This is a genomic window from Variovorax paradoxus, assembly GCF_009498455.1.
Classification (GTDB): Bacteria; Pseudomonadota; Gammaproteobacteria; order Burkholderiales; family Burkholderiaceae_C; genus Variovorax; species Variovorax paradoxus_H.
Genome location: NZ_CP045644.1, coordinates 7,076,589 through 7,101,215 on the forward strand (window position 1 = coordinate 7,076,589; position 24,627 = coordinate 7,101,215).

Annotated in this window: 23 protein-coding genes; 2 read left to right on the forward strand and 21 right to left on the reverse strand. The window is 67.5% G+C overall.

Annotation, left to right across the window (positions count from 1 at the left end; translation table 11 throughout):
- Positions 1–88: 88 nt before the first annotated feature.
- The gene (locus tag GFK26_RS32875) at positions 89–1,219 is read right to left on the reverse strand and encodes an MFS transporter (protein ID WP_153286189.1); all 1,131 of its coding nucleotides are present in this window, start codon (positions 1,217–1,219) and stop codon (positions 89–91) included.
- An 80-nt stretch (positions 1,220–1,299) separates the two neighbouring features.
- Positions 1,300–2,331, reverse strand: coding sequence for an alpha/beta hydrolase (locus GFK26_RS32880; RefSeq protein WP_153286190.1), 1,032 nt, complete (start codon positions 2,329–2,331; stop codon positions 1,300–1,302).
- A gap of 273 nt (positions 2,332–2,604) precedes the next feature.
- Here GFK26_RS32880 and GFK26_RS32885 point away from each other — a divergent pair, with 273 nt between their 5' ends.
- A complete protein-coding gene (locus tag GFK26_RS32885) occupies positions 2,605–3,513 on the forward strand; it encodes a LysR family transcriptional regulator (protein ID WP_153285663.1) in 909 nt (302 codons plus the stop codon).
- Here the strand turns inward: GFK26_RS32885 and GFK26_RS34625 are convergent.
- From GFK26_RS34625 to flgB, 19 genes are all read right to left on the reverse strand, one after another.
- Positions 3,510–3,824 carry a hypothetical protein gene (locus GFK26_RS34625; RefSeq protein ID WP_322745824.1) on the reverse strand — a complete coding sequence of 105 codons (315 nt, stop codon included), beginning with the start codon at positions 3,822–3,824 and terminating at the stop codon, positions 3,510–3,512. The two genes, GFK26_RS32885 and GFK26_RS34625, sit on opposite strands and share 4 nt — an antisense overlap.
- 121 nt (positions 3,825–3,945) lie before the next feature.
- Positions 3,946–5,157 carry a flagellar hook-associated protein FlgL gene (gene flgL, locus GFK26_RS32895; protein ID WP_153285664.1) on the reverse strand — a complete coding sequence of 404 codons (1,212 nt, stop codon included), beginning with the start codon at positions 5,155–5,157 and terminating at the stop codon, positions 3,946–3,948.
- 35 nt (positions 5,158–5,192) lie between these two features.
- Positions 5,193–7,145, reverse strand: coding sequence for a flagellar hook-associated protein FlgK (gene flgK / locus GFK26_RS32900; protein ID WP_322745825.1), 1,953 nt, complete (start codon positions 7,143–7,145; stop codon positions 5,193–5,195).
- A gap of 125 nt (positions 7,146–7,270) precedes the next feature.
- On the reverse strand, positions 7,271–8,989 hold the full coding sequence (locus tag GFK26_RS32905; RefSeq protein ID WP_153285666.1) for a methyl-accepting chemotaxis protein: 1,719 nt from the start codon (positions 8,987–8,989) through the stop codon (positions 7,271–7,273).
- 10 nt (positions 8,990–8,999) lie between these two features.
- Positions 9,000–9,506, reverse strand: coding sequence for a chemotaxis protein CheW (locus GFK26_RS32910; protein WP_153285667.1), 507 nt, complete (start codon positions 9,504–9,506; stop codon positions 9,000–9,002).
- 16 nt (positions 9,507–9,522) lie between these two features.
- Positions 9,523–11,145, reverse strand: coding sequence for a methyl-accepting chemotaxis protein (locus GFK26_RS32915; RefSeq protein WP_153285668.1), 1,623 nt, complete (start codon positions 11,143–11,145; stop codon positions 9,523–9,525).
- 15 nt (positions 11,146–11,160) lie between these two features.
- The gene (locus GFK26_RS32920; protein ID WP_153285669.1) at positions 11,161–12,744 is read right to left on the reverse strand and encodes a methyl-accepting chemotaxis protein; all 1,584 of its coding nucleotides are present in this window, start codon (positions 12,742–12,744) and stop codon (positions 11,161–11,163) included.
- Between the two features lie 102 nt (positions 12,745–12,846).
- Complete coding sequence (locus tag GFK26_RS32925; protein ID WP_153285670.1) at positions 12,847–14,550, reverse strand: methyl-accepting chemotaxis protein; 1,704 nt, start codon at positions 14,548–14,550, stop codon at positions 12,847–12,849.
- A gap of 7 nt (positions 14,551–14,557) precedes the next feature.
- The gene (locus GFK26_RS32930) at positions 14,558–14,839 is read right to left on the reverse strand and encodes a hypothetical protein (protein ID WP_153285671.1); all 282 of its coding nucleotides are present in this window, start codon (positions 14,837–14,839) and stop codon (positions 14,558–14,560) included.
- A gap of 7 nt (positions 14,840–14,846) precedes the next feature.
- Positions 14,847–16,412, reverse strand: a complete 1,566-nt coding sequence (locus tag GFK26_RS32935) for a methyl-accepting chemotaxis protein (RefSeq protein WP_153285672.1) — start codon at positions 16,410–16,412, stop codon at positions 14,847–14,849.
- Between the two features lie 75 nt (positions 16,413–16,487).
- Positions 16,488–17,480: a flagellar assembly peptidoglycan hydrolase FlgJ gene (flgJ, locus tag GFK26_RS32940; RefSeq protein WP_153285673.1), complete on the reverse strand. Its 993-nt coding sequence runs from the start codon at positions 17,478–17,480 to the stop codon at positions 16,488–16,490.
- A gap of 10 nt (positions 17,481–17,490) precedes the next feature.
- On the reverse strand, positions 17,491–18,612 hold the full coding sequence (locus tag GFK26_RS32945) for a flagellar basal body P-ring protein FlgI (protein ID WP_153285674.1): 1,122 nt from the start codon (positions 18,610–18,612) through the stop codon (positions 17,491–17,493).
- The gene (locus tag GFK26_RS32950) at positions 18,612–19,307 is read right to left on the reverse strand and encodes a flagellar basal body L-ring protein FlgH (RefSeq protein ID WP_153285675.1); all 696 of its coding nucleotides are present in this window, start codon (positions 19,305–19,307) and stop codon (positions 18,612–18,614) included. The genes GFK26_RS32945 and GFK26_RS32950 overlap by 1 nt, the downstream gene beginning before the upstream one ends.
- Positions 19,307–20,089, reverse strand: a complete 783-nt coding sequence (gene flgG / locus GFK26_RS32955; RefSeq protein WP_153285676.1) for a flagellar basal-body rod protein FlgG — start codon at positions 20,087–20,089, stop codon at positions 19,307–19,309. The genes GFK26_RS32950 and flgG overlap by 1 nt, the downstream gene beginning before the upstream one ends.
- A 22-nt stretch (positions 20,090–20,111) precedes the next feature.
- Positions 20,112–20,858, reverse strand: coding sequence for a flagellar basal body rod protein FlgF (locus GFK26_RS32960; RefSeq protein WP_153285677.1), 747 nt, complete (start codon positions 20,856–20,858; stop codon positions 20,112–20,114).
- 13 nt (positions 20,859–20,871) lie between these two features.
- On the reverse strand, positions 20,872–22,086 hold the full coding sequence (gene flgE, locus GFK26_RS32965; RefSeq protein WP_153285678.1) for a flagellar hook protein FlgE: 1,215 nt from the start codon (positions 22,084–22,086) through the stop codon (positions 20,872–20,874).
- Positions 22,087–22,171: 85 nt separating this feature from the next.
- Positions 22,172–22,861, reverse strand: coding sequence for a flagellar hook assembly protein FlgD (locus GFK26_RS32970; RefSeq protein WP_153285679.1), 690 nt, complete (start codon positions 22,859–22,861; stop codon positions 22,172–22,174).
- 44 nt (positions 22,862–22,905) lie between these two features.
- Complete coding sequence (gene flgC, locus GFK26_RS32975) at positions 22,906–23,301, reverse strand: flagellar basal body rod protein FlgC (RefSeq protein ID WP_153285680.1); 396 nt, start codon at positions 23,299–23,301, stop codon at positions 22,906–22,908.
- Positions 23,298–23,705 (reverse strand): flagellar basal body rod protein FlgB, encoded by a 408-nt coding sequence (flgB, locus tag GFK26_RS32980; RefSeq protein WP_101489165.1) that lies wholly within the window; start codon positions 23,703–23,705, stop codon positions 23,298–23,300. Before flgB ends, flgC begins: the two co-directional genes overlap by 4 nt.
- Positions 23,706–23,925: 220 nt before the next feature.
- On the opposite strand from flgB, the gene flgA reads away from it, so the two are divergent.
- Positions 23,926–24,624: a flagellar basal body P-ring formation chaperone FlgA gene (gene flgA / locus GFK26_RS32985; RefSeq protein WP_153285681.1), complete on the forward strand. Its 699-nt coding sequence runs from the start codon at positions 23,926–23,928 to the stop codon at positions 24,622–24,624.
- Positions 24,625–24,627: the final 3 nt, after the last annotated feature.

Below are 24,627 nucleotides of genomic sequence, written 5' to 3' on the forward strand. Positions count from 1 at the left end.
TCCTCCGTTTGAACAGGGGCCGCGGGAGCGGCGTCGCACGCCCCGAGCACGAACAGGCCGCACCACAGGGCGATCCCATGCCATCGGCTCATGCCGGTTGCCGCGCTTGCGAACGCGCAGTCAGCCAGGCGAGGAAGGCCCCCAGCAGCAGCACGGCGGCGCTCGCGACGAAGGTGCTCCGGTAGCCTGTCGCATCGAACAGCAGACCTCCCACGGTCGACCCCATCGCGATGGCCAACTGGATCACCGCCACCATCAGCCCACCGCCGGCTTCGGCGTTGTGCGGCATGGCATCGGCGATCCAGCTCCACCAGCCGACTGGAGCGGCCGTCGCCAGCAGGCCCCACACGCCCAGCAGCGCCACGATGGCCGGGACCCGCGCGCCGAAGGCAATGAGCGTCACCGCGATCACCGCCATCAGGATCGGGATGGTGATCAGCGTCTTGTACAGGCCGCGCTTGAGCACGGCGCCGATCAGTGCCGTGCCGACAAACCCCGCCGCGCCGATCACGAGCAGGATGAGCGACAGCGTCGACACGTTCGCGTGCGTCACCGTTTCGAGGAACGGCCGCACGTAAGTGAACAACGCGAACTGGCCCATGAAGAAGGCGCCGCATGCCGCCATGCCCAAGGCGACGGAGCGGCGCTTCAGCACCTTGAACACATGGCCCGAACCCGGAGCGCCGCCCTGAACCCTCATGGCCGGCAGGCTGATCCACTGCCAGACCCCGGCGATCACCGCCACCGGAACCAGGCAGAAGAAGGCACCACGCCAGCCCATGACCGAACCGAGATAGCTGCCCAGTGGCGCGGCGATCACCGTGGCCAGCGCATTGCCGCCGTTGAAGATGGCCAGGGCGCGCGGCACCTCGCGGGGCGGCACCAGTCGCATCGCCGTGGCGGCCGACATGGACCAGAAGCCACCGATGACCACGCCAATGAGCGCACGCCCCCCCATGTAGACCGGATAGCTCGGCGCCCACGCGACCACCGCACCGGAGACAGCCATCAGGGCGGTCAATCCCAGCAGCAAGGTCTTGCGGTTCATGCCACCTGCGAGTGTCGATATCGAGAGACTGGTCAGCACTGCGAATGCACCGGAGATCGCGATGCCCTGCCCGGCCATGCCCTGGCTGACATGGAGATCGGCCGCGATCGGCGTCAGCAGGCTGACGGGCATGAACTCGGAGGCGATCAATGCGAACACGCACAGCGACATCGCGAACACGCCGCTCCAGTTCGCGACCGTCGCGCCCTTAGCGAGACTTTTCCCGTCCACGGCCTCGGACAGCTGTACGGTCACAACGCCACCGTCTGCGCCAGATGCCGGCCGAAGAACGCGGTCAGCTTGTCCCATGGAATGAGGTTCACGCGGTCGTAGAGATCGACGTGGCCGGCGCCCCGCACCCACACCAGCTCCTTCGGTTCGGCGGCGCGCCGGTAAGCGTCCTCGCTGAACTCCTTGGAATGCGCTTGGTCGCCGCTGATGAACAGCAGCGGACGCGGCGAAATCGTCTCGATGTCATTGAACGGATAGAAGTTCATGAACTTGACGTTGCTGGCGACCGTCGGCTTCGTGGTCCTTTGGGGCGATGCGCCAGCAGGCGTGAACTCGCCGCGCGGCGTGCGGTAGAAATCGTAGAACTCGCGCTGTATCGGATGCGTGTCTGCCGTCAGCGCCAGATCGGTGCCGCCCGCGACAGCGATTTCGCCGCCCTGGAACTCCACATAGCGCTGCTCGGCGGCCGCGGCGATGCCGGCCTTGCGCTGCGCCAGCGTCTGTGATTTCTGGAGCGCATGGCGGTTGACGGCGCCCATGTCGTACATGCTCACCGTGGCAATCGCCTTCATGCGCGGATCGATCTTGGCCGCACTGATCACGAAGCTGCCACTGCCGCAGATGCCGATCGCGCCGATGCGGTGCCGGTCCACGAAGGACTGTGTCCCCAAAAAATCGACCGCCGCGCTGAACGCTTCGGCATACATCTCCGGCGACACGAGGTTGCGAGGCCCGTCGCTCTCGCCCCAGCCCGGCAGATCGATGGCGAGCGTGACGAAGCCCTGTTCGGCCATCTTGGTCGCGTAGAGGTTCGCGCTTTGCTCCTTCACGGCCCCCATCGGATGGCTCACAACGAGCGCCGGGTGGGCCTTGCTGCGGTCGAAGGTCTTGGGAACGAAGAGGTTGCCCACCACGTTCATCTGGTACTGGTTCTTGAAGGTGACCTTCTGCAGCGTCACCTTGTCGCTCTTGTAGAAGTTGTCTGCGCCGTTGGACACACTGGGGCTCGCTTTCATGTTCGCCGCAAACGCGGCATGGCCGGTGACCGACATGAGGCCCAGCGCCGCGGCGCCAGTGCCCGCTTGCCTCAGGAATTCGCGCCGCTCGAACGCAGGGCTGCGCGTGGTTTCTGCGGCGTGTTCCGGGTTGAAGGCGTTGCTCATTGCTCGATCTGCTTTGGTGAGGGGGCGGAATCGGCGGCCAGGGAGGCCGCCGGCGGGATCTCTTGCCCTGAATGTTCGGCCCCGGCAGTCGATCTGACTAGCTAATGAATTCTTAAAAGCTATATAAGTCAGGCTAATCAATCCAGATGGGAGACTGCCCCCATGGTCAAACGCAATCTGAACGATCTCCTGTACTTCGTGACGGTGGCGCGCGAAGGCAGCTTCACGCGCGCCGCCTCGCTGCTGGGCGTCACGCAATCGGCCCTCAGCCAAGCCATCAGCGGCCTGGAGGCGCGGCTGGAGATCCGGCTGCTCACGCGCACTACGCGCAGCGTGTCGCCCACGGCCGCCGGAGAACGGCTGCTGAACGCCATCGGCCATCGCTTCGACGAGATCGACGCCGAACTGGACGAGCTGACGCAAATGCGCGACAAGCCGGCGGGCACGGTGCGCATCACGTGCGGCGAACACATCCTTCGCACCACGCTGCTTCCCAAGCTCACGCCCCTGTTGCGCGACTACCCCGACATCAAGGTCGAGTTCGACGTCAACTACGGATTCCGCGACATCGTGGCCGACCGCTTCGACGCGGGCGTGCGTCTGGGCGACACCATCGACAAGGACATGATCGCGGTGCCGATCGGGCCGCAATTGCGCATGGCGGTGGCGGCCTCCCCTGCCTACTTCAAGGCCCATGCGCCGCCGAAGACGCCACGCGATCTGCTCACGCACAACTGCATCAACATGCGCATGCAGACCGCGGGAGGACTGTGGGTCTGGGACTTCGAGCGACGCGGCAAACCGTTGAACGTGCGGGTCGATGGGCAGCTCACCTTCAACACCTCGCCCAGCATGGTGGATGCCGCGTTGGCCGGGCTGGGCATCGCCTTCCTGCCCGAAGAGGAGTTCGCACCGCACCTCGACAAGGGTCAACTGGTGCGCGTGCTGGAAGAGTGGTGCCCTCCATTCCCTGGCTACTACCTGTACTACCCGAGCCGGCGACAGCCCTCGCACGCGTTCTCGCTGGTGCTCAACGCGCTGCGCTTCTCGCCTCCACGCGCAGGCGGCTAGTCAACGGCAAGGGTGGGTGGAGAGGTTGACCTGGAGCGCCTGAACAAGACGCTGCGGCTCAGGCGGCCTTCTGCTTTTTCTGCGCAGGCCTGGGCGCCTCGCTGCGCGCCAGCCACAGTCCGCTCGCGATGATCAACGCGCCGCCGCCCAGCGTCCCCGCGCACGAAGAGCACGAGCATCGTCATGTTCAGCGCGGTGCGCAGCAGGTGCAAAGGCCAACGCAGCCGACGGTTGAAAACGCCGGCGGCCTCGATGTACAGGCACACCAACGGCAGCGCCGTGAGGCCGCGCAGGGTTCCGGTCGGGTGCATGGTGACGTTGTCTCGCGGCAGTGGCCGGCAGAGACGGGGCTTGTTCCTGACCGCCAAGCATAGGCCTTGCGAACGCCTGGTTCTGCAGGGGCCACCGTCACCACGGTCGCCCCTTCCACGCTCACAGGTAGTTGAACAACGAAATACTGTTCAACCGCGCAAACGTCATCTGCGTCGCCTGCAGCGACGTCTGCCGCTGATAGAAATCAGAAATCGCGGCGTACGGGTCGAGGTCCTCGATCGACGACAGGTAGCTCTCCTCCTGCAGTTTGTTCATCGCACCGGCGCTGTCGAGCGCCTCCAGTTCGACCTGGCGCGAGCCCACCGACGACAGCACGGTGAGCACGTTGTCGTGCGCGTTCGTGACCTTCACGTTGGCGGTGCTCAACGCGTTGCGCAGCTGCGCCTGGGCCGCGGCGCCGCCGCCGTTGAGCGGTGCGCGCAGCGCGGTCACCAGCTCGCCCAGGGCCGCGAAGATGTCGGTGCCGGCGTTCTGCGCGGTCGACACATCGAAGCTGTCGCCGTTGGCGGGCGTGCCGCTGATGGCGATCTGCACGCCGCCGAACGAGATCGGGGTTCCGGCGGTGAAGGTGCCGCTCGCGGCCACCACCGGCGGCGTGTCCTTGGTCATCACCGTGTAGTCGGTGCCGGTGAAGCGGATGGTGAAATCCTTGCCGTAGTTGGGTGCGGTGGCATCGGTGGTGCTCACCGCGCCGAACACGCCCGAGCCGGTGTTGCCGGGTGCGCCCGACGCCACGTAGCCCGCGCCGCCCTGCACCGTCTGGAAGATGCTGCGGCCGTCGTCCGAGGTCGACATCTGGCGCGCCACGTCGATCTGCATCAGCCGCTCGCCCTGGTCGCCCACGTACTGCACGCCGCCGCCGTCGGCCATCACGAAGGGCGGGCTGCCGCTCTTGAAGCCGGCGAACAGGTACTGCCCGCTGCCGTTGTCGCTGTTGGCCACGCCCACGAGCTGCTCCAGGCTGCTCTGGATGGCGGTGGCGAGCGAGCCGCGGTCGGCGTCCGACAGGCTGCCGCCGCCGGCCTGCACGACCAGCGTCTTCACGTGCTGCAGGATCGACGTCACCGAGTCGAGCGCGTTCTCTTCGGCCGACAGCGCCAGCGCCGCGCGCTGGCGGCTGGTGGTGAACTGGGCGCCCTCCGCCAGCGTCTGGCTCACGCCGAGCGCGCGCGCCGCGCCCACGGGATCGTCGCCGGCCGACAAAAACTTGGAATTCGTCGCCAGCTGCTGCTGGACCCTGAACAGCTTCTGCTGCTGCAGGCCCATCGACTGCAGGCTCTGTTCGAAGAAGGATTGGGTGCTGATGCGCATCGCGGGTCCTGAAATCTGTGCGTGGGGTGTGGAGCTCAGTTGCTGATGCCGAGGATGGCATCGAACATCGCCGAGGCGGTCTGGATCACCTTGGCGTTGGCCTGGTACATCTGCTGGAACATCAGCAGGTTGCCGGTTTCCTCGTCCTGGTTGACGCCGGAAATCGCGCGCTGGCTGGCCTTGATCTGGCCGGTCACGCTGTCCTGCGTGGTGGCGGCGACCTTGATCGACATGGCGCGGTTGCCGACGTCGCTCACCAGCTGCGAATAGGCGCCGTTGAAGGTCGCGGTGCCGTTCGACATGGTGGTCTTGCGCTGCAGCGCGCCCAGCAGCAGCGCGTTGCCGCCGTCGGAGACGCCGCCGGTGTTCTTGCCGATGGTGAAGGTGTCGCCCTGCGCGGGCGCGCCCGTCATGCCCACGGTGATGCCGTCGAAGCTCATCTTCGCGCCCGCCGTGTACGGCACGGGTGTGCCGGCCGGGTAGCTGGTGGCGGTGCCGTCGGCGCGCGTGACGGTCACGGCCGAGCCGGCCGGAAAGCCCGACAGCGTGCCGGTTCCCGCGTTGAAGCTCAGCGTGACGGTGCCGGCCAGCGGCGAGCCCGGGTACGCGGCATCGACCGTGGCCGCACCCAGTGCGCCGCTGCCCTTGTTGCCCGCGGTGTTGCCGGTGATCACGGGCGACGCGGCGGCCACCTTCGCCGGGTCGCGCACCTGCACGTCGAGGTCGCGCGCGCCGGTGCGCGTGGGCTGCACCAGGAACGAATCGCCGGCCTGCGCCGTGCCGCTCGCGGCCGTGAGGCTCACGCCGTCGAAGCTGATCGGGAAGGTCGTGAAGCTGCCCATCGGCGTCTTGTCCGACAGCCGCGTGACCGTGTAGGTGAGCGTGCCCGCCACGTCGGTGACGCTGACGTTGTAGTCGCTGGTCGTGAGCTTCGATGCATCGGTCAGCGTGGCGCCGAATTCGAGGTTGCCCGTGTTGCCGGCGTTGGCGATCGTGCCCGGCACGGCCTGCGAGAAGAAGTTCTGGCCCAGCACGCCGTTCAGGTCCACGCCCAGCTTGTGCTGCGCATTCACCGCGTCGGCCACCGACATGGCGAGCCGGCCGATGGCGTTCTGCGTGGGAATCAGCGTGTCCTTGCGAAAGGCCATGAGGCCGCCGAGCACGCCGCCGGTGAAGGCGCTGTCGTCGAGCTCGACGGTGTTGCCGGCAAAGCCCGACAGCGCCACCACCTGGCGCGTCGGGTCCGACGACGACGCCACCGCCGCCATCTTCGACGCATGGTCGCCCACCACCAGCGACTGGCCGGTGGCGATGAACACGTTGTACTTGCCGTTGTCCTGCTGCAGCACGCGCACGTCGACCACCTGGCTCAGCTCGCTCACGAGCTGATCGCGCTGGTCGAGCAGGTCGTTCGGCGCCTGGCCGCCGGCCACTGCGCTCATCTGGCTGATCTGCTGGTTCAGGCTGGCGATCTTGGCGGCGTAGGTGTTGATCTGGCTCACGCTGCCCACGATCTGCTCGTTGACCGAAGTGTTCAGGTCCGACAGGTACTGGTCGGTTGCGCGGAACTTGCTGGCCAGCGACTGCGCCGCGCTGATCATCTGCTGGCGCGCCGCCGGGTCGGCCGGCGTGTTGGCCACGCCCTGCACGCTGGTGAAGAAGCTCTGCATCAGCGGCGCAATGCCCGAGGTCTTGTCGGCCAGCAGCGTGTCGATGCGGTTGACCTGCACGCCGTTGGTGGCCAGCGCAGCCGACTGCGACTGCGCGGTGGCCAGTTGCGCCGTGAGGTAGCGGTCGTAGCTGCGCGCCACGGTCGTCACGTTGGCGCCCGAACCGATGAAGCCCGAGCCGCTGGCAATGCCGCCGGCCGTGGCGATCTGCGCGATCTGGCGGCTGTAGCCGGCCGTGTACACGTTGGCGGTGTTGTGGGCCGTGGTCATCAGCGCGGTGCGGGCGACCGCGAGGCCGCTCAGACCTGTGTAGAACATGCTTCCGGACATAAGGCTTTACCTGTCAAAGGGGTGTGGGGGAGCGGCATCGCGCGCGATGCCTCCCCGTAGTTATCGGCAGCGCGCGCCCGAAGTTGAGGGCGCACACATTCATGCCGTCTTTCTCAGAACTCCGACCAGTCGCCCTTGGCGTCGCCGGCCATCGCGAGCTGTGGTGTGCCAGTCGGTTCCCGGCGCGTGGGCAGCGCCTTGGCGCGCGGCTTGGGCGTCGGCTTCGGTGCTTTCGGAATCGGCGTGATGCGCGTGAAGCCGGCGCGCGTCGTCGCGACCGCGTTCGCATCGAGCTTGAAGACGCTCACGGCCTGCACGAGGCTGCCCGCCTGTTCCTGCAGCGACTGCGCCGCGGCCGAAGCCTCTTCGACCAGTGCCGCGTTCTGCTGCGTGACCTGGTCCATCTGCGTGATCGCCTGGTTGATCTGCTCGATGCCCGAGGTCTGCTCCTGGCTCGCTGCGGTGATCTCGCCCATGATGTCCGTCACGCGCTTCACGCTGCCCACGATCTCTTCCATCGTGCGGCCGGCTTCTGCGACCTGCTTGCTGCCCTCTTCGACTTTTTCCACCGAGTCGCCGATCAGGGTCTTGATTTCCTTGGCGGCTGCGGCGGAGCGTTGGGCCAAGCTGCGGACTTCGGACGCCACGACGGCAAAGCCGCGGCCTTGCTCACCCGCGCGAGCAGCTTCGACAGCCGCATTCAACGCAAGGATGTTGGTCTGGAACGCGATGCCATCGATCACGCCGATGATGTCGACGATCTTCTTGGACGACGCGTTGATCGAGCCCATCGTGTCCACGACTTGCGACACGACCGCGCCGCCCTTGACTGCCACTTCAGAAGCGGAGACAGCCAGCTGGTTCGCCTGCCGCGCGTTGTCCGCGTTCTGCTTCACCGTCGAGGTCAGCTCTTCCATCGACGCCGCCGTCTGCTCCAGCGAACTCGCTTGCTCTTCCGTGCGCGACGACAGATCCTGGTTGCCCGAAGCGATCTGCCCCGACGCCGTGGCGATCGTCTCCGTGCCCGTGCGCACCTCGCCCACCACCTTCGCCAGGTTGGCGTTCATGTCCTTCAGCGCCTGCATCAGCTGGCCCGTCTCGTCCCGGCTGTCCACGCGGATGTTCGCGCTCAGGTCGCCGGCGGCCACCGTCTCGGCCACACCGACCGCCTTCGCCAGCGGGCGCACGATGCTGCGCGAGATGAAGAAGGCGAACAGGCCGCCCAGCAGCACCGTGAGCGCCGTCAGCAGCAGCCGCAGGTTGAAGCTCTTCGCATTCGCCGCGTCGATGGCGTGGCTCATGTCGTCGATGGCGCGGCGCTCGATGGCCAGCAGTTCGAGCACGCGGTTTTCGTAGGCCTTGGCCGCCGGCTGGAACGACAGCTGGTAGGCGCGCACGGTCTCGACCGTGTTGCCGCTGGCCTTGGCGCGGGTCACGTCGTCCTTGGCGGCCTGGTACTTGGCGCGCAGCTCGACGATGGACTTGTAGGTCGCTTTTTCTTCGTCCGTGACCAGCAGCGCCTCGACCTTGGCCATGGTCTCGCTGCCCTTCTTCACGCTGTCGGTGATCACGTCGGCGAACAGCATCGGCAGCGCCTCGTCGGTGGTGCGCGCGATCATCGAGGTGCGCGCAATGGCCGCATAAGTCAGCACGTACCAGTCGGAAATGAGCCGCTCCTTGGCCAGCGGGCTCTGCATCATGATGCGCGTGGCTTCGGCGTTCTTGTGCGCGGACATCAGGCCCACGGCGCTGGAGATGATCGACAGCCCCAGCACGACAGCGAAGGCGAGCGTCAGGCGGGTGCCGATGCGAAGGTTCGAAAAGAAGGTCATGGGGTGGCCTTCAAACGGTGGCGGCCGCTTCGATGAGGCCCATCTCTTCGCTGGACATCAGCCGGTCGATGTCCACCAGGATCAGCATGCGTTCGTCCAGCGTGCCCAGGCCGATCAGGTAGTCGGTGTCGAGCACCGAGCCCATCTCGGGCGCCGGCTTGATCTGCTCGGCCGTGAGCGTGATCACGTCCGACACGCTATCGACCACCATGCCCACCACGCGGCCCGAGATGTTCAGCACGATCACCACCGTGAACTGGTCGTAGGTGGGTGCGCCCAGCTCGAACTTGATGCGCATGTCGATGATCGGCACGATGATGCCGCGCAGGTTGACCACGCCCTTGATGTAGTTCGGCGCGTTCGCGATGCGCGTCACGGCGTCGTAGCCGCGCAGCTCCTGCACCTTCTGGATGTCGATGCCGTATTCCTCGTCGCCGAGCTTGAAGGTCACGACCTCCAGGCGGTTGGCCACGGCGGACGCGGACGGCGATGTGTTGTCTCTGGTGTGGTTCAGCATGTGTTCTTCTCCTCGTTCAATACGCATTCCGGACGCCGGCACCCTCGCCCGCCCCGGTCCTGAATACCCCTGCGGCCTGGACCAGGCCCTGCGCCTGTTCCTGCAGCGACTGCGCCGTGGCCGTGGCCTCTTCGACCAGCGCGGCGTTCTGCTGTGTCACCTGGTCCATCTGCGCGATGGCCTGGTTGATCTGCTCGATGCCCGAGGTCTGCTCCTGGCTCGCCGTCGTGATCTCGCCCATGATGTCGGTCACGCGCTTCACGCTGCCGACGATCTCCTGCATGGTCCGGCCGGCCTCGGCGACCTGCTTGCTTCCGGCCTCGACCTTCTCGACCGAGTCGCCGATGAGGGTCTTGATTTCTTTCGCCGCAGCGGCCGAGCGCTGCGCGAGGCTGCGCACTTCCGACGCGACCACCGCGAAGCCCTTGCCCTGCTCGCCCGCACGCGCCGCTTCCACCGCCGCGTTCAGCGCGAGGATGTTGGTCTGGAACGCGATGCCGTCGATCACGCCGATGATGTCGACGATCTTCTTGGACGACGCATTGATCGAGCCCATCGTGTCGACCACCTGCGACACCACAGCGCCGCCCTTCACGGCGACCTCCGATGCGGAGACTGCCAACTGGTTCGCCAGCAGTGCGTTGTCCGCGTTCTGCTTCACGGTCGATGTCAGCTCGTCCATCGACGCCGCCGTCTGCTCCAGCGAGCTGGCCTGCTGCTCGGTGCGCGACGACAGGTCCTGGTTGCCTGAAGCGATCTGGCTCGACGCCGACATCACGCCCGCCACGTTCGCGCCCACGTCCGCGACGATCGCGAACAGGTTGGCGCTCATCTGGTTCAGCGCGCGCAGCAGCCCCGCGATCTCGTCGCCGGGCCGCACCGCGAAGCGCACGAGGTCGCCGCCCGCGATGGTTCGCGCGACCTCGATGGCCTCGTCGAGCGGACGGAAGATCGTGCGGCCGAGGAACGCACCGAGGCCCAGCCACGCCAGCGCAGCACCGAAGCTGCCCGCTGCCACGGCGTTGGGCAGCCAGCTGTGCGCGCCGGACGCTGCCGCGAGGCGGGACGCTTCCGTCCAGCCCATCGCCCCCAGGAGCGCCGACAACCCAGCCGCCGCGACGGTCACGCCGAACACGCGCCGCCGCACGGGGATGCGCCGCAGCCGCGCCAGCGGATGGGCCCAGCCGCTGCGCACCACTTCGCCCTGCAGCAGTTCGAGGCCCTTGGCCTCGCCCTCGCGCATGCGGCGGTAGAGCGCATCAGCTGCCGCCACGTCTTCGCGCGCAGGGCGGCTGCGCACGGACATGTAGCCCTCGACGCGGCCCTGGTGGCGGATCGGCGTGACATTGGCGAGCACCCAGTAGAAGTCGCCGTTCTTGCGCCGGTTCTTGATGAGGCCGGTCCAGGGCAGGCCTTGGTCGAGCGTTCGCCAGAGGTCGGCGAAGGCCTCGGGCGGCACGTCCGGATGGCGCACGATGTTGTGCGCCTTGCCCAGCAGTTCGGCGGCCGCGAAGCCGCTGGCCGCGACGAAGGCCGGGTTGACGTAGGTGATGCGGCCCTTGAGGTCGGTGCGGGACACCAGGGCCTCTTCCTTCGAGAGTTCGTATTCGATGTCGGTGACGGGCAGATTGACGCGCATGGCCGGTGCGTCGCCTCAAGCCAGCGCCAAGGCGTGGCTGCTGCCGTGGCCGCTGCCGCCAAGGCGGAACACGCCGACGACCTGCGACAGGCTGCCGGCCTGCTCTTGCAGCGATTGCGCCGCGGCCGAGGCTTCTTCGACCAGCGCCGCGTTCTGCTGCGTCACCTGGTCCATCTGCGTGATCGCCTGGTTGATCTGCTCGATGCCCGAGGTCTGCTCCTGGCTGGCAGCGGTGATCTCGCCCATGATGTCCGTCACGCGCTTCACGCTGCCCACGATCTCTTCCATCGTGCGGCCGGCTTCGGCGACCTGTTTGCTGCCTTCTTCGACCTTCTCCACCGAGTCACCGATCAGCGTCTTGATTTCCTTGGCAGCTGCGGCCGAACGCTGCGCGAGGCTGCGGACTTCGGAAGCGACCACTGCAAAACCCCGGCCTTGCTCGCCTGCTCGTGCAGCTTCAACAGCCGCGTTCAGCGCCAGGATGTTGGTCTGGAACGCAATGCCGTCGATCACGCCGATGATGTCGACGATCTTCTTGGACGACGCGTTGATCGAGCCCATCGTGTCCACCACCTGCGACACCACGGCGCCGCCCTTGACGGCCACTTCAGAAGCGGAGACAGCCAGCTGGTTCGCCTGTCGCGCGTTGTCCGCGTTCTGCTTGACCGTCGAGGTCAGCTCTTCCATCGACGCTGCCGTCTGCTCCAGCGAACTGGCCTGTTCTTCCGTGCGTGACGACAGGTCCTGATTCCCCGAGGCGATCTGCCCTGACGCCGTGGCGATCGTCTCCGTGCCCGTGCGCACCTCGCCCACCACCTTGGCGAGATTCGCGTTCATGTCCTTCAGCGCCTGCATCAACTGGCCCGTCTCGTCGCGGCTGTCCACGCGGATGTTCGCGCTCAGGTCGCCGGCCGCCACCGTCTCGGCCACTTCGAGCGCATGGCCCAGCGGGCGCACGATGCCCAGCGTGAGGCGCCAGGCGAACAGCGCGCCCAGCACCAGTGCGATGGCCGACAGCGCGAGCAGCGTGGTGCGGCCGTCGGTGTGGTCGGCCGCGATGCCCTTGGCGGCGGCGTCGATCTTCTCGCGCTGGTGGTTCGCCAGGCTTTCGACGGCATTGGCGTAGACGGAGAGCGCCGCGCTGAACTTGGTGTCGACCAGCACATTGGCTTCGTCGAGCTTCTTCTCGTCTTTCAGCTTGTTGAGCGTGCCCACGGTCTCGAGCACGACGACGCGCGCCGCGACCACGGCGGCATAGAGCGCCTTTTCTTCCGGGCTGGCGAGCATGGCCTCCAGCTGCTTCTGCGCCGGCGTGATGCGCGCCGACCCTGCGGCCTGGACCTTGGCGAAATACGCCGCAACCTCGGGATCGGTGGTCTTCACCATCGCGTAGTTGGCGACGGTGTTCGACCTGAGCAGGCTGAGCCATTCGTTCGCCAGCCGCTCCTTGACCAGCGCACCCTGCACCATCTCATCGGTCGCCTGGCCCACGTTCGTGAGGCGCAGCACGCCGGTGCCCGCAATGAACGCCATCAGCAGCAGCAACGCCGCGAAGCCGAGCCCGAGGCGGGTGCCGATTTTCAGATCCTTCAAACTCATTGCGCTTTTCTTCCTTCCATAACAGGGGCCATGTCGGAGTGGCTCGAGCCACCCCGTCTCCCTGTTATCGGCGGCGGCCCGCCAGACTTGAGTTCTTTTTTCTCAAAATTCGGTCCAGTCGTTCTTGCCGTCGGTGGCCATGGCAAGTTGGGGGGCGCCGCTGGCCTCGCGGCGGGCAGGCAGCGCCCCGGTGCGCGGCCTGGCGGTCGGCGCGACGCGCGTGAAGCCGCTGCGAAGGGCCTCCACCGAGTGGGGGTGGGCATCGAGCTTGAAGACGCTCACGGCCTGCACGAGGCTGCCGGCCTGCTCCTGCAGCGACTGCGCCGCCGCCGAGGCTTCTTCGACCAGCGCCGCGTTCTGCTGCGTCACCTGGTCCATCTGGACGATGGCCTGGTTGATCTGTTCGATGCCCGAGGTCTGCTCCTGGCTCGCCGCGGTGATCTCTCCCATGATGTCCGTCACGCGCTTCACGCTGCCCACGATCTCTTCCATCGTGCGGCCGGCTTCTGCGACCTGCTTGCTGCCTTCTTCGACCTTCTCTACCGAGTCGCCGATGAGGGTCTTGATTTCCTTGGCGGCTGCGGCGGAGCGTTGCGCCAAGCTGCGAACTTCGGAAGCAACCACCGCAAAGCCTCGGCCTTGCTCACCGGCACGCGCTGCTTCAACGGCCGCATTCAGCGCCAGGATGTTGGTCTGGAACGCAATGCCATCGATCACACCGATGATGTCCACGATCTTTTTCGACGACGCGTTGATCGAGCCCATCGTGTCGACCACCTGCGACACCACGGCACCGCCCTTCACCGCGACTTCCGACGCCGTCACCGCCAGCTGGTTCGCCTGCCGCGCGTTGTCCGCGTTCTGCTTCACCGTCGAGGTCAGTTCTTCCATCGACGCCGCCGTCTGCTCCAGCGAGCTGGCCTGCTCTTCCGTGCGCGACGACAGGTCCTGGTTGCCCGAGGCGATCTGCCCCGAGGCCGTGGCGATCGTCTGCGTGCCCGTGCGCACTTCGCCCACGATCTTCACCAGGCTTTCGTTCATCTCCTTGAGCGCATGCATCAGGCGGCCGGTCTCGTCCGTCGACCGCACCTCGATGCGCGAGCTGATGTCCCCCGCAGCGACCTTCTCGGCCACCTGCACGGCCTCGTCGAGCGGGCGCGTGATCGAACGCATGATGAGCCAGGCAATGGCGGCGCCCACCAGGATCGCCACCGCGCCCAGTGCCAGCATCAGGTTGCGTGCCCACAGGTAGCCGGCCATGGCCTGCGCGTTGGCCGACGCGGCCAGGACGCTTTCCTGGGCGCTCATGGCGTCGAGCTCCGTGATCACGCTGCGCACGGCCGGCTGGAACTTCGAGATGAAGAGCGTCGTCGCCTCTTCGTTGCGGTTCTGCAGCGCCAGTTCGGTCATCTGGTTGTTCAGCGGCACGACCACCGCCACCTTCTCGTCGGCTCTCGCAAGCAGCGCCTTGCCGTCGGCCGTGTCCACCAGCCCGGCGAGCACCTTGCGCGCCCCGGAAAATTGCTCGCGGGCCGCGGCGATGCGCCGGGCCTCCTCGCGCATGGTGTCCGCATCGGTCAGCAGGATCATGTTGCTGTCGAAGATCGCGATGTCGCGGATCGCATCCGCCATCTTGTTGACGGCTTCCAACCGCGCGTTGTTGCCGGTGACGATGCCGTCCAGGCGCGCCTGCACGTCGGCCATCGACCGCAGGCCAAGGCCGGCCACGCCGGCCAGCAGAAGGAGCACGGTGGCAAAGCCAAGGCCGAGGCGTGTGCCGATCTTGAGATTGGAGAATGAATTCATGGGGTTGTCAGGAGTCTTTTGCGTTGACATGTTGGAAGACCCGGTCCAGCCGCTGCGCGACCTTCGCGTCGTGGCGGCTCGCACGGGCCCGCGCATGCGCCGCGAGGCCAGCGAGGCCGAGGCCGGTCAGGCAGGCGGCGCCGGCCAGCGCCCACACGGCATGGAGCGCCCAGGCGCAGCCGGTGCCGACATGGAAGCCGAGAAAGAGCGCCACGGCCAGCAGCAGGAGCAAGGCGGCGAAGCCCATGCCGACGCGGTGCAGGGATTTGAGATCGACGTGCGTGGACATGGCGCGTTCAGGCCGCAACGGCTTCGTCGGCGTCGAGCTTGAAGGTGCTCACGGCCTGAACGAGGTTGTCGGCCTGCTCCTGCAGCGACTGCGCCGCAGCTGCCGCCTCTTCGACCAGCGCCGCGTTCTGCTGCGTGACCTGATCCATCTGCGTGATCGCCTGATTGATCTGTTCGATGCCCGAGGTCTGCTCCTGGCTCGCTGCGGTGATCTCGCCCATGATGTCGGTCACGCGCCTCACGCTGCCCACGATCTCTTCCATCGTGCGGCCGGCTTCGGCGACCTGCTTGCTGCCTTCTTCGACCTTCTCTACCGAGTCGCCGATCAGCGTCTTGATTTCCTTGGCGGCTGCGGCGGAGCGTTGAGCCAGGCTGCGGACTTCGGAGGCCACGACGGCAAAGCCGCGACCTTGTTCACCGGCACGTGCAGCTTCCACAGCGGCGTTCAGCGCCAGGATGTTCGTCTGGAACGCGATGCCATCGATCACGCCGATGATGTCGACGATCTTCTTGGACGATGCATTGATCGAGCCCATCGTGTCCACCACCTGCGACACGACCGCGCCACCCTTCACTGCGACTTCCGAAGCGGAGACAGCCAACTGATTGGCTTGCCGCGCGTTGTCCGCGTTCTGCTTCACCGTCGAGGTCAGCTCTTCCATCGACGCCGCCGTCTGCTCCAGCGAACTCGCTTGCTCTTCGGTGCGCGACGACAGGTCCTGGTTGCCCGCCGCAATCTGCCGCGACGCCACCGCGATCGAATCGGTCGACGCCTTGATGCGCGTCACCAGGTCGGTGAGCGTGTCTTCCATCTCGCCCATGCCGCGCAGCAGCCGGCCGAAGTCGCCGCCACGGTCGGTCTCGAACTCCTGGCTCAGGTCGCCCGCGGCCACGGTCTCGGCGATCAGCAGCGCCTCGGCGATCGGCTGGGCGATGCTGCGTGTGAGCAGCCATGCGAGCACCGCGCCCAGCGCGAGCGCGGCCGCGGCCAGCGCGACGATGTAGAGACGGCCCGCCCGGTACTGCGCGTCGATGGCGGCGGCCGTGCTGTCGATGTGCTTTTGCTGGTGCGTCACCATGGCGCGGATGCTCGCGTCGTAGCCGTCGAGCATCGGCAGCAGCTGCGTGTCGGTGCGCGTCGCGGCCTCGTCCTTCCGGCCGTCGGCCTTGAGCTGGAGGATCTGCTTGCGCAGCGCGATGTAGTCGGCGCGCCGTTTCTGGATGTCGGCGCTCAGTGCCAGCTCGGCTGGCGACACGAGCAGCGCCTCGAGCGCCGTCTGCGTCTCGGAGATGGTGGCGCTGGTGGCGGCGATCTGCTTTTGCAGGTGCGCCTGCACCTGCGCATCGTCGCTCTTGAGCAGCGAGAAGGTGCGCACGCTGTTGGTGGCGGTGCCCAGCTGCCAGGCCGTGGCCAGCCGCTCCTTCGACAGGGTGCGCGAGGCGAGGTCGTGCGTCGCCTCGCCCACGCCCTGCAGCCGCAGCACGCCGATGCCCGCCACGGCCACCAGCAGCGCCAGCACCAGCGCAAAGCCGGCGCCCAGGCGCATTCCCGTCGTCCAATTCTTGATCGTCATTCGCTTGTCTCCTCTCGGGGCCTCCGGTGTCGTTGTTCTCGGGTCCGGGCAGTCAAGTCAGGCTGTGCGGGCGGCTCAGCCGAACTTCTGCATGATGCGAACCAGCTTCTCGCCGTACTTCGGGTCGGTGGCGTAGCCCGCGCGCTGCAGCCCGTGCGCAGCCTGCGCCGGGTCGGCCGTGGTCAGCACGTTCGCGTAGCGCGGGTTGCGCGTGATGAAGCGCGCGTAGTCGGTGAAGGCTTCCTCGTACGAGGCGTAGGCCCGGAATTTCGCGCGCACCTTCTGCGGTTCGCCGTCGATGTACTCGGTGGTCGTGGTCTCGACGGTCGCGCCCTTCCAACTCTTGTCGGCCTTGATGCCGAAGAGGTTGAAGCTCTGCGTGCCGTCGTCGGCGCGAATTTCTCGCTTGCCCCAGCCGGATTCCAGCGCGGCCTGCGCCAGGATCAGCGGTGCGGGCACGCCGCTGGCGGCGCTGGCCGACTGTGCCGACGCGCCCATGCGGTCCACGAACGCATCGACCTGGCCTTGCAGCGAGGCGTTCGCGGCCGGGGCGGAGCCGCTCTTCATTTGATAGACGCCAAGGTCGGCCGCCGTCGACACGCGCGCACCAGGCGACGAGCCGATGGGAATGCCCGCGCGCGGGCCGTACGGCAGGCCGGCGGGCGGCTCCAGCGACAGGGGCCGTGTGCCGACGCCGTCGTCGGCCTCCGGCGCCGCCGAGGGCATCTGCCGCCGCAGCTGCGCCAGCATCGCCTCGGCCAGCCCCACGCCGCGCCCCGAGAGGTTCTGCGTGAGCTGCTGGTCGAACATCGACAAATAGACCTTCTGGTCCTGGCTGTCGAGCAGGCCGCTCGAAGGCGTCGCCTCGCGCATGCTCTTGAGCACCATGTTCATGAACAGCGCTTCGAACTGGCGCGAGACCTGCTGCAGGCCCTCTTCGGGCGAGGTGCGCACGGTGCGCCGCAGCGCATCGACGCCCTGCACGTCGAGCGCAAAACGCTGGTCGAGCGCGCCGCTGCGGCTGGCCGCGTCGGCGCCGGTCCACGCGGTGTGGGCGGAGATCGTCATGCCGTCGTCCTCAGATGATCTCGAGTTCGGCGCTCAACGCACCGGCCGACTTCATGGCCTGAAGAATCGACACCAGGTCCTGCGGGTTGGCGCCCAGGCTGTTCAGCCCCTTCACCACATCGGCCAGCGACGCACCGCCGCGCACCATCTGGATCGCGCCGCCGCCCTGGTTGACGGAAATCTGCGAGGTCTGGGCCACCACCGTACTGCCGCCCGAGAGCGCGCCCGGCTGGCTGATCACCGGCTCGGTGTTGATGACCACCGACAGGTTGCCGTGCGCCACGGCGCAGTCTTTCACGCGCACCGCCTGGTTCATCACGACCGAGCCCGTGCGCGCATTGACCACCACGCGCGCGCCCGCCTGCGTGGGCGTGACCTCGAGCTCCTGCAGCTGCGCGAGAAAGCCCACGCGCCGCTGCGGCTCGGGCGCCTGCACGCGGATCACGCGCGCGTCCATCGCCTCGGCGGTGCCGGCGCCGAACTGGCGGTTGATGGCGTCCATGGCGCGCTGCGCCGTGCCGAAGTCGGAGCGGTTCAGCTCAATGGTGAACGAGCCCTCCGCGCCCACCGGCGCCTCGACCGTGCGCTCCACCAGCGCGCCCGCGGGAATGCGTCCCGAGCTCAGCTGGTTGACCTGCACCCGGCTGCCGTTGGCCGACGCACCCGCGCCGCCCACCACCATGTTGCCCTGCGCCACGGCATACGTTGCGCCGTCCACGCCCTTCAGCGGCGTCATCAGCAGCGTGCCGCCGCGCAGGCTCTTGGCATTGCCCATCGACGACACCGTGACGTCGATGCTCTGGCCCGGCCGCGCGAACGACGGCAGCGTGGCCGTCACCATGACAGCCGCCACGTTCTTCAGCTGCATGTTCACGCCCTGCGGGATCGTGATGCCCAGCTGCTGCAGCATGTTGTTCAGGCTCTGCGTGGTGAACGGCGTCTGCATCGTCTGGTCGCCCGTGCCGTCCAGGCCGACCATGAGGCCGTAGCCGATGAGCGGGTTGTCGCGCACGCCCTGGATGCTGGCGAGTTCCTTCAGGCGCTCGGCGTGCGCGGGCGCGATGAACAGGAGCGCGCACAGCGCCGCGATGCGCCAGCGCGTCGAAAAAGATGAAGCCTGGAGGTGTGTCATCAGAACGGCATCACGTTCAGGAAAATTCTTTGCATCCAGCCCATGTGCTGGGCCTCATCGATGTAGCCCTTGGCCGCGTACTCGATGCGCGCGTCGGCCACCAGCGTCGAGGGCACGGTGTTGTTGCCCGACACGGTGCGCGGGTTCACCACGCCCGAGAAGCGGATGAATTCCGTGCCCTGGTTGATGCCCATCTGTTTCTCGCCGCTCACCAGCAGGTTGCCGTTGGCCATCACGTCGGTCACGGTGACGGTGATCACGCCGTTGAAGGTGTTGTTGGCGTTGGCGCCGCCCTTGGCATTGAGCGTGTTGGTGCCCGACAGCTTGGTCTCCTGCCCGTCGAGCAGGCCGCCGATGAGCTTCGGAATGGCAGCGAACACGCCGGTCGTGTTGCCCGTGCGGCTGGCATTGGCGCCCGAGTTCTTGGTCGCGTTGACCTTCTCGCTGATGACGATCGTGAGGATGTCGCCGACGTTGCGCGGGCGGCGGTCTTCGAACAGCGCGTTGGCACCGGGGCCGTCCTGGAAGATCGCGCCCGGAGCGCGCCGCGCCTGCACGGCCGCGTACTGGTCGGCGCGCGCCGTCATCGGCTGGTGCACCAGCGGCTCGCGCGGCACCTGCGCGCAGCCGGCGGCCAGCGTGGCCACGAGCAGCAGCGCCGACGCCCGGCGAAGAAGACGCTCCCCCGCACGCATCACAACTGGGCCAGGCGCTGCAGCATCTGGTCGGACGTCTGGACCGCCTTGCTGTTGATCTCGTACGAGCGCTGGGTGGCGATCATGTTGACCAGCTCTTCCACCACGTTGACGTTGGAGGCCTCGACATAGCCCTGGCTCAGCGTGCCCGCGCCGTCCACACCGGGGTTCATCTGGTTGGGCGCGCCCGAGGCGTCGGTCTCGGCATACAGGTTCTCGCCCTGGCTCTGCAGGCCCGTCGGGTTGACGAAGGTCGCGAGCTGCAGCTGGCCGATCTGCACGGTATTGGTGGCGCCCGCCTGCACCACCGACACGATGCCGTCGCGGCCCACGGTGATGCTGGTGGCGTTGGCCGGAATGGTGATGGCCGGCTGCACCGGGAAGCCGCTGGCCGTGACCAGCTGGCCGTCGCGGTCGGTCTGGAACGAGCCGTCGCGTGTGTACGAGGTGGTGCCGTCGGGCATCAGCACCTGGAAGAAGCCGCCGCCGCTGATGGCCACGTCGGTCGGCTTGTCGGTCTTGGTGAGGTTGCCCTGCGAGTGGATGCGCTCGGTGGCGACCACGTGCACGCCGGTGCCGACCTGCAGGCCCGAGGGCAGGCGCGTCTGGTCGGAGCTCTGGCCGCCGACCTGGCGCAGGTTCTGGTAGACCAGGTCTTCGAACACGGCGCGGCTGCGCTTGAAGCCGGTGGTGCCGACGTTGGCCAGGTTGTTCGACACGACGTCGAGTTGCGTCTGCTGCGCGTCCAGGCCGGTCTTGGCGATGTAGAGGGAGCGGATCATTTCGGAAGTTTTTGGGAAGGGGTTAGCCGTAGGCCAGCAGCTTGTTGGCGGTCTGCGCGTTGATGTCGGCGGTCTGCAGCGACTTCATCTGCATCTCGAAGCTGCGCGCGTTGGCGATCATTGCGACCATGGCATCGACGGGCTGCACGTTGCTGCCCTCGATGGCACCCGAGATCAGCGTGACCGCCTCGTCGGCTTCGGCCGGCGGCAGGTCGGCGCGCATGCGGAACAGGCCGTCGTCGCCGCGCACGAGGTCGGTCGTCGGCGGGTTGACCAGCTTGAGGCGGCCCACTTCGGCGATGCCGGTGAGCACGGTCGAGGCTGCGTCGCGCGAACCCACGAGGCCGTTCGACGCAATGCTCACGGCCGAACCCGGCGGCACGGTGAGTGCGCCGTTGTCGCCCACCACGGGGAGCCCGCCCATCGTCGTGAGCTGGCCGTCGGCGCCGATCTGCAGATTGCCGACGCGCGTGTAGGCCTCGCCGCCGTCGGCCGCCTGCACCACCAGCCAGCCCTCGCCGCCCACGGCCACGTCGAGCGCGCGACCGGTCTGCGTGAGCGGGCCGTGGGTGAAGTCGGCGCCGGGCGTGGTGGCGGCCACGAAGGCGCGCGTGGGCGCTTCTTGGCCGACCACGGGCACGGCGCGGAAGGTCGCGATCTGCGAGCGAAAGCCCGGCGTCGAGACGTTCGCCATGTTGTTGGCGACCACGGCCTGCTGCTCCATGGCCTGCTTGGCGCCGCTCATGGCGACATACAGCATTCGATCCACGCGATGCTCCCGGTCAGCGGATGTTCATGAGCGTCTGCATGACCTGGTCCTGCGTCTTCACGGTCTGCGCGTTGGCCTGGTAGTTGCGCTGCGCGACGATGAGGTTCACCAGCTCGGAGGTCAGGTCGACGTTGGACGACTCCAGCGCGCCCGAGGCCAGCGAGCCGGCCTTGGTGCCTTCGCCCGGCGTGCCGGTGAGCGCATTGCCCGAGGCTTGCGTTTCGGCCCACACGTTGTTGCCCTTGGGCTCCAGGCCGTTCGGGTTGGCGAACGACGACAGCACGACCTGGCCCAGCAGGCGCGTCTGCTCGTTGGAGAACTTGCCGGTGATGGTGCCGTCGGGGTTGATCGAGAACGCGGTGAGCTCGCCCGACTTGTAGCCGTCCTGGCCCAGCTTGCTCATGCCGTTGGCGCTGCCGAACTGCGTGGTGCCCGTGAGGTCGACCGAGGTGGTGAGCGGCGAGGCGCCGTTGGTGAAGGTGAGCGGCCCGATGTTGAACGCACCCGAGGCCGGTGCGGTCATGACGCCCTTGGCATCGAAGGTCACGTTGGACAGCGCGGCGCCGCCGTTCAGCGGTGCGCCGTCGGAGGTGCCGTACACGTTCCAGGTGTTGGCCGCCGTCTTCACGAAGTACACGGCCACGTCGTGCGGGTTGCCCAGCGAGTCGTAGATGGGGCCGATCGCGTTCGGGTAGTTGTAGGTGGTGGCGTCGGTGGGGCTGAACGGCGTGCGGGCGGGCACGGTGCTGCGCGCGTCGAGGTTGAACTGCGCGTTGATGTTGGCCGTGGGCTTGGGCGGCATCATGCCGCCCTGCACCTGGATCGGCCCCGGCGTGCCGCCGCTGATGCCGCCGCTGGCATTGGCGCCGTAGCCGGTGAGCTGCAGGCCCTGCGCGTTGACGATGTAGCCGTCCTTGTCGCGCGTGAACTGGCCGTTGCGCGAGTAGAAGACCTCACCGCTGGTGCTGGCCAGGCGGAAGAAGCCGTCGCCGTTGAGGATGGCCACGTCGAGCGGGCGCGTGCTCGACTGCGTCACGCCCTGCGTGAAGTTCTGCGTCACGCCCGACACCGAGGCGCCCAGGCCCACGCGCGAGCCGGCGTACACGTCCTGGAAAGTGGCGGCGGCCGATTTGTAGCCCACCGTGCCCGAGTTGGCGATGTTGTTGCCGATGACGTCGAGGTTTGCCGCGGCCACGCCGAGTCCGCTGATGCCTTGGGAAAAACTCATGAGAGGGTCCTTGTTCGATGCGAGGAAGAAGAGTGCGAAGGGCGCGAAGGGTGCGGCCCGCGCGGGCCACGCCGAAGACGAAGACTCAGAGGAACAGGCGCACGTCGCCCAGGCCGATGCTGGAGCCCGAGGCCAGCTCCAGCGTGACGCCGTCGGCGCCCTGCTTCACGGCGGCCACCTGCGAGAAGGTGAGCGCAGTGGCCTTCACCGCCGTGCCGTTGTTGCTGGCATCGACCGTGAAGCGGTAGGCGCCCGGCGGCACCGCCACACCCAGGTCGTCCTTGCCGTCCCAGGTGACGGCGTTGACGCCTTCCTTCATGGCACCCGCGTCGAGCGTGCGGATCACCTTGCCGGTGCTGTCGACGATCTTGATCTCGACGTCGGCGGCGGTGCCCGGCAGCTGCACGGCGAAGGCCTGCGTGGCGGGGTCCTTGCCGTCTTCGGGCTTCTTGGTGGTGAGCACGTCGCCGGGCGACAGCACGTTGTACCCAATGAGCGAGGTGGCCTGCAGCAGCTGGTTGGCGCCGCTCTGGTTGACGAGGCCGGAGAGCGTGGCGTTGAGCTTTTCGATGCCGCTCACGGTGCTCATCTGCGCGAGCTGCGAAGTGAGCTCTGCGTTCTGCATCGGGTTGAGCGGGTCCTGGTTGTTCAGCTGCGTGACGAGCAGCTTGAGAAAGCGCTGCTCGCTGTCGGCGCTGGACACGTTGTTGTTGTTGCTGTTCGCCGCCGTGGGCGCGTTCAGCCCGCTGATGGACGAGGTGTCGGAAAGGGCCATGGGGTCGGGGGTCTTCCTGCGGGAGGTGTGCGTGCGTGCGCGGGTTACTGGCCGATGGTCAGCGTCTTGACCATCAGCGTCTTGGCCGTGTTGAGCACCTCGACGTTGGCCTGGTAGCTGCGCGAGGCCGAGATCATGTTGGTCATCTCTTCGACCACGTTGACGTTGGGCATCGCCACGTAGCCCTGCGCATTGGCGTGCGGGCTCTTGGGGTCGAACACCAGCTTGGCGGGCGACGGGTCTTCAATGACGCCGGACACCCTGACGCCGCCGATGTCGCGCCGGCCCGAAGCCGCCACCTCGAACACCACCTGCTTGGCGCGGTAGGGCTGGCCGTCGGGGCCGGCCACGCTCTCGGCATTGGCGAGGTTGCTCGCGGTCACGTTCATGCGCTGCGATTGCGCGGTCATGGCGGAGCCCGCCACGTCGAAGATGTTCATGGCTGTACCGCCGACAGGAGCGACTTGATCTTGGCGTTGATGAGGGTCAGGTTCGATTCGTAGCGCAGCGCGTTGTCGGCGAAGGCGACGCGCTCGACGTCCATCTCGACCGTGTTGCCGTCGAGGCTCGACTGATGCGGCACGCGGTACTGCAGGTCGTGGCCGGCCGTGGCCTGCGCCTGGCCTGCGAGGTGGCGCGACGAGGTGGTGGCCATCGACACCGACGACGATGCACGGCCGCGCTCGACGGCTTCGCTCAGGCGCGCGCCGAAGTCGAAGTCGCGCGCCTTGTAGTTCGGCGTGTCGGCATGGGCGATGTTGGCCGCGAGCACCTCCTGGCGTTCTGCCCGGAGATGGAGCGCTTCGCGGTGGAAGCGAAACGCCGCATCCAGCTTGTCGATCATCTTTGTTCCATCTGTTGAGGCGTCGCCAGTGCACGGGGCGCAGCGACCGATGGAAAGCGAGTCTATGCATGCCGCGCGTTGGCAATCGCCCGAACAAAGGGGGGTTTCGCCTGCTGCTCGCACCTTCGCTCGCAGGGCAATTTCATAAGAATCCAGGGGCGCCGGTTGCGGCTTCCTTGCACCGGCGCCTTCGATTTTTCGCCCACTTCCTTCGCCTTCGATGACCCTCTCGCCGCTTCGCCGACACCTGCTGCGCACCGCCTGCGCGATGGGGCTGGCGTGCGCGGTGTCGACCGGTGCGTTTGCAAGCGACGCGGCAGCGACGGCCGTCGAAACCTACCTCCAGGTGCAGAGCGCCGGCCTGCCGGGCCAGGTGACGGTCAGCCTCGAAGGGCGTGGCATGTCGGTGCTGCCGCCGTGCGACGCGCCCGAGGTGTTCCTGCCGCCGGGCGTCACACCCTGGGGCCGCATCTCGGTGGGCGTGCGTTGCCATGCCGAGCGGCCGTGGACGCGCTTCGTGCAGGCGCGCGTCGCGGTGACGGGCCGCTACCTGGTGGCCGCGCACGCCATCGATGCGGGCCGCCCGCTGGGCGCCGGCGATGTGGTCGAGCGCACCGGCGACCTCACGCGGCTGCCGCGCTCGGTGGTCACCAGCGCGGCCGAGCTGGCCGGGAGGGTGAGCGCCAACCGCGTCGCGCCCGGCGCCCCGATCCGCAAGGAGCTGCTGCGCGGCGTCGCCGTGATCCAGCAGGGCCAGGCCGTGAAGGTGGTGGCGCAGGGCGCGGGCTTTGTCGTCAGCACCGAGGGCAAGGCCCTGAGCGGCGCCGCGGTGGGCGCGGTGGTGCAGGCCAAGACCCTGGACGGCCGGGTGATTCGCGGCGTGGCCGACGAGGAAGGACAGGTCCGGCTGGTGCAGTAGCGG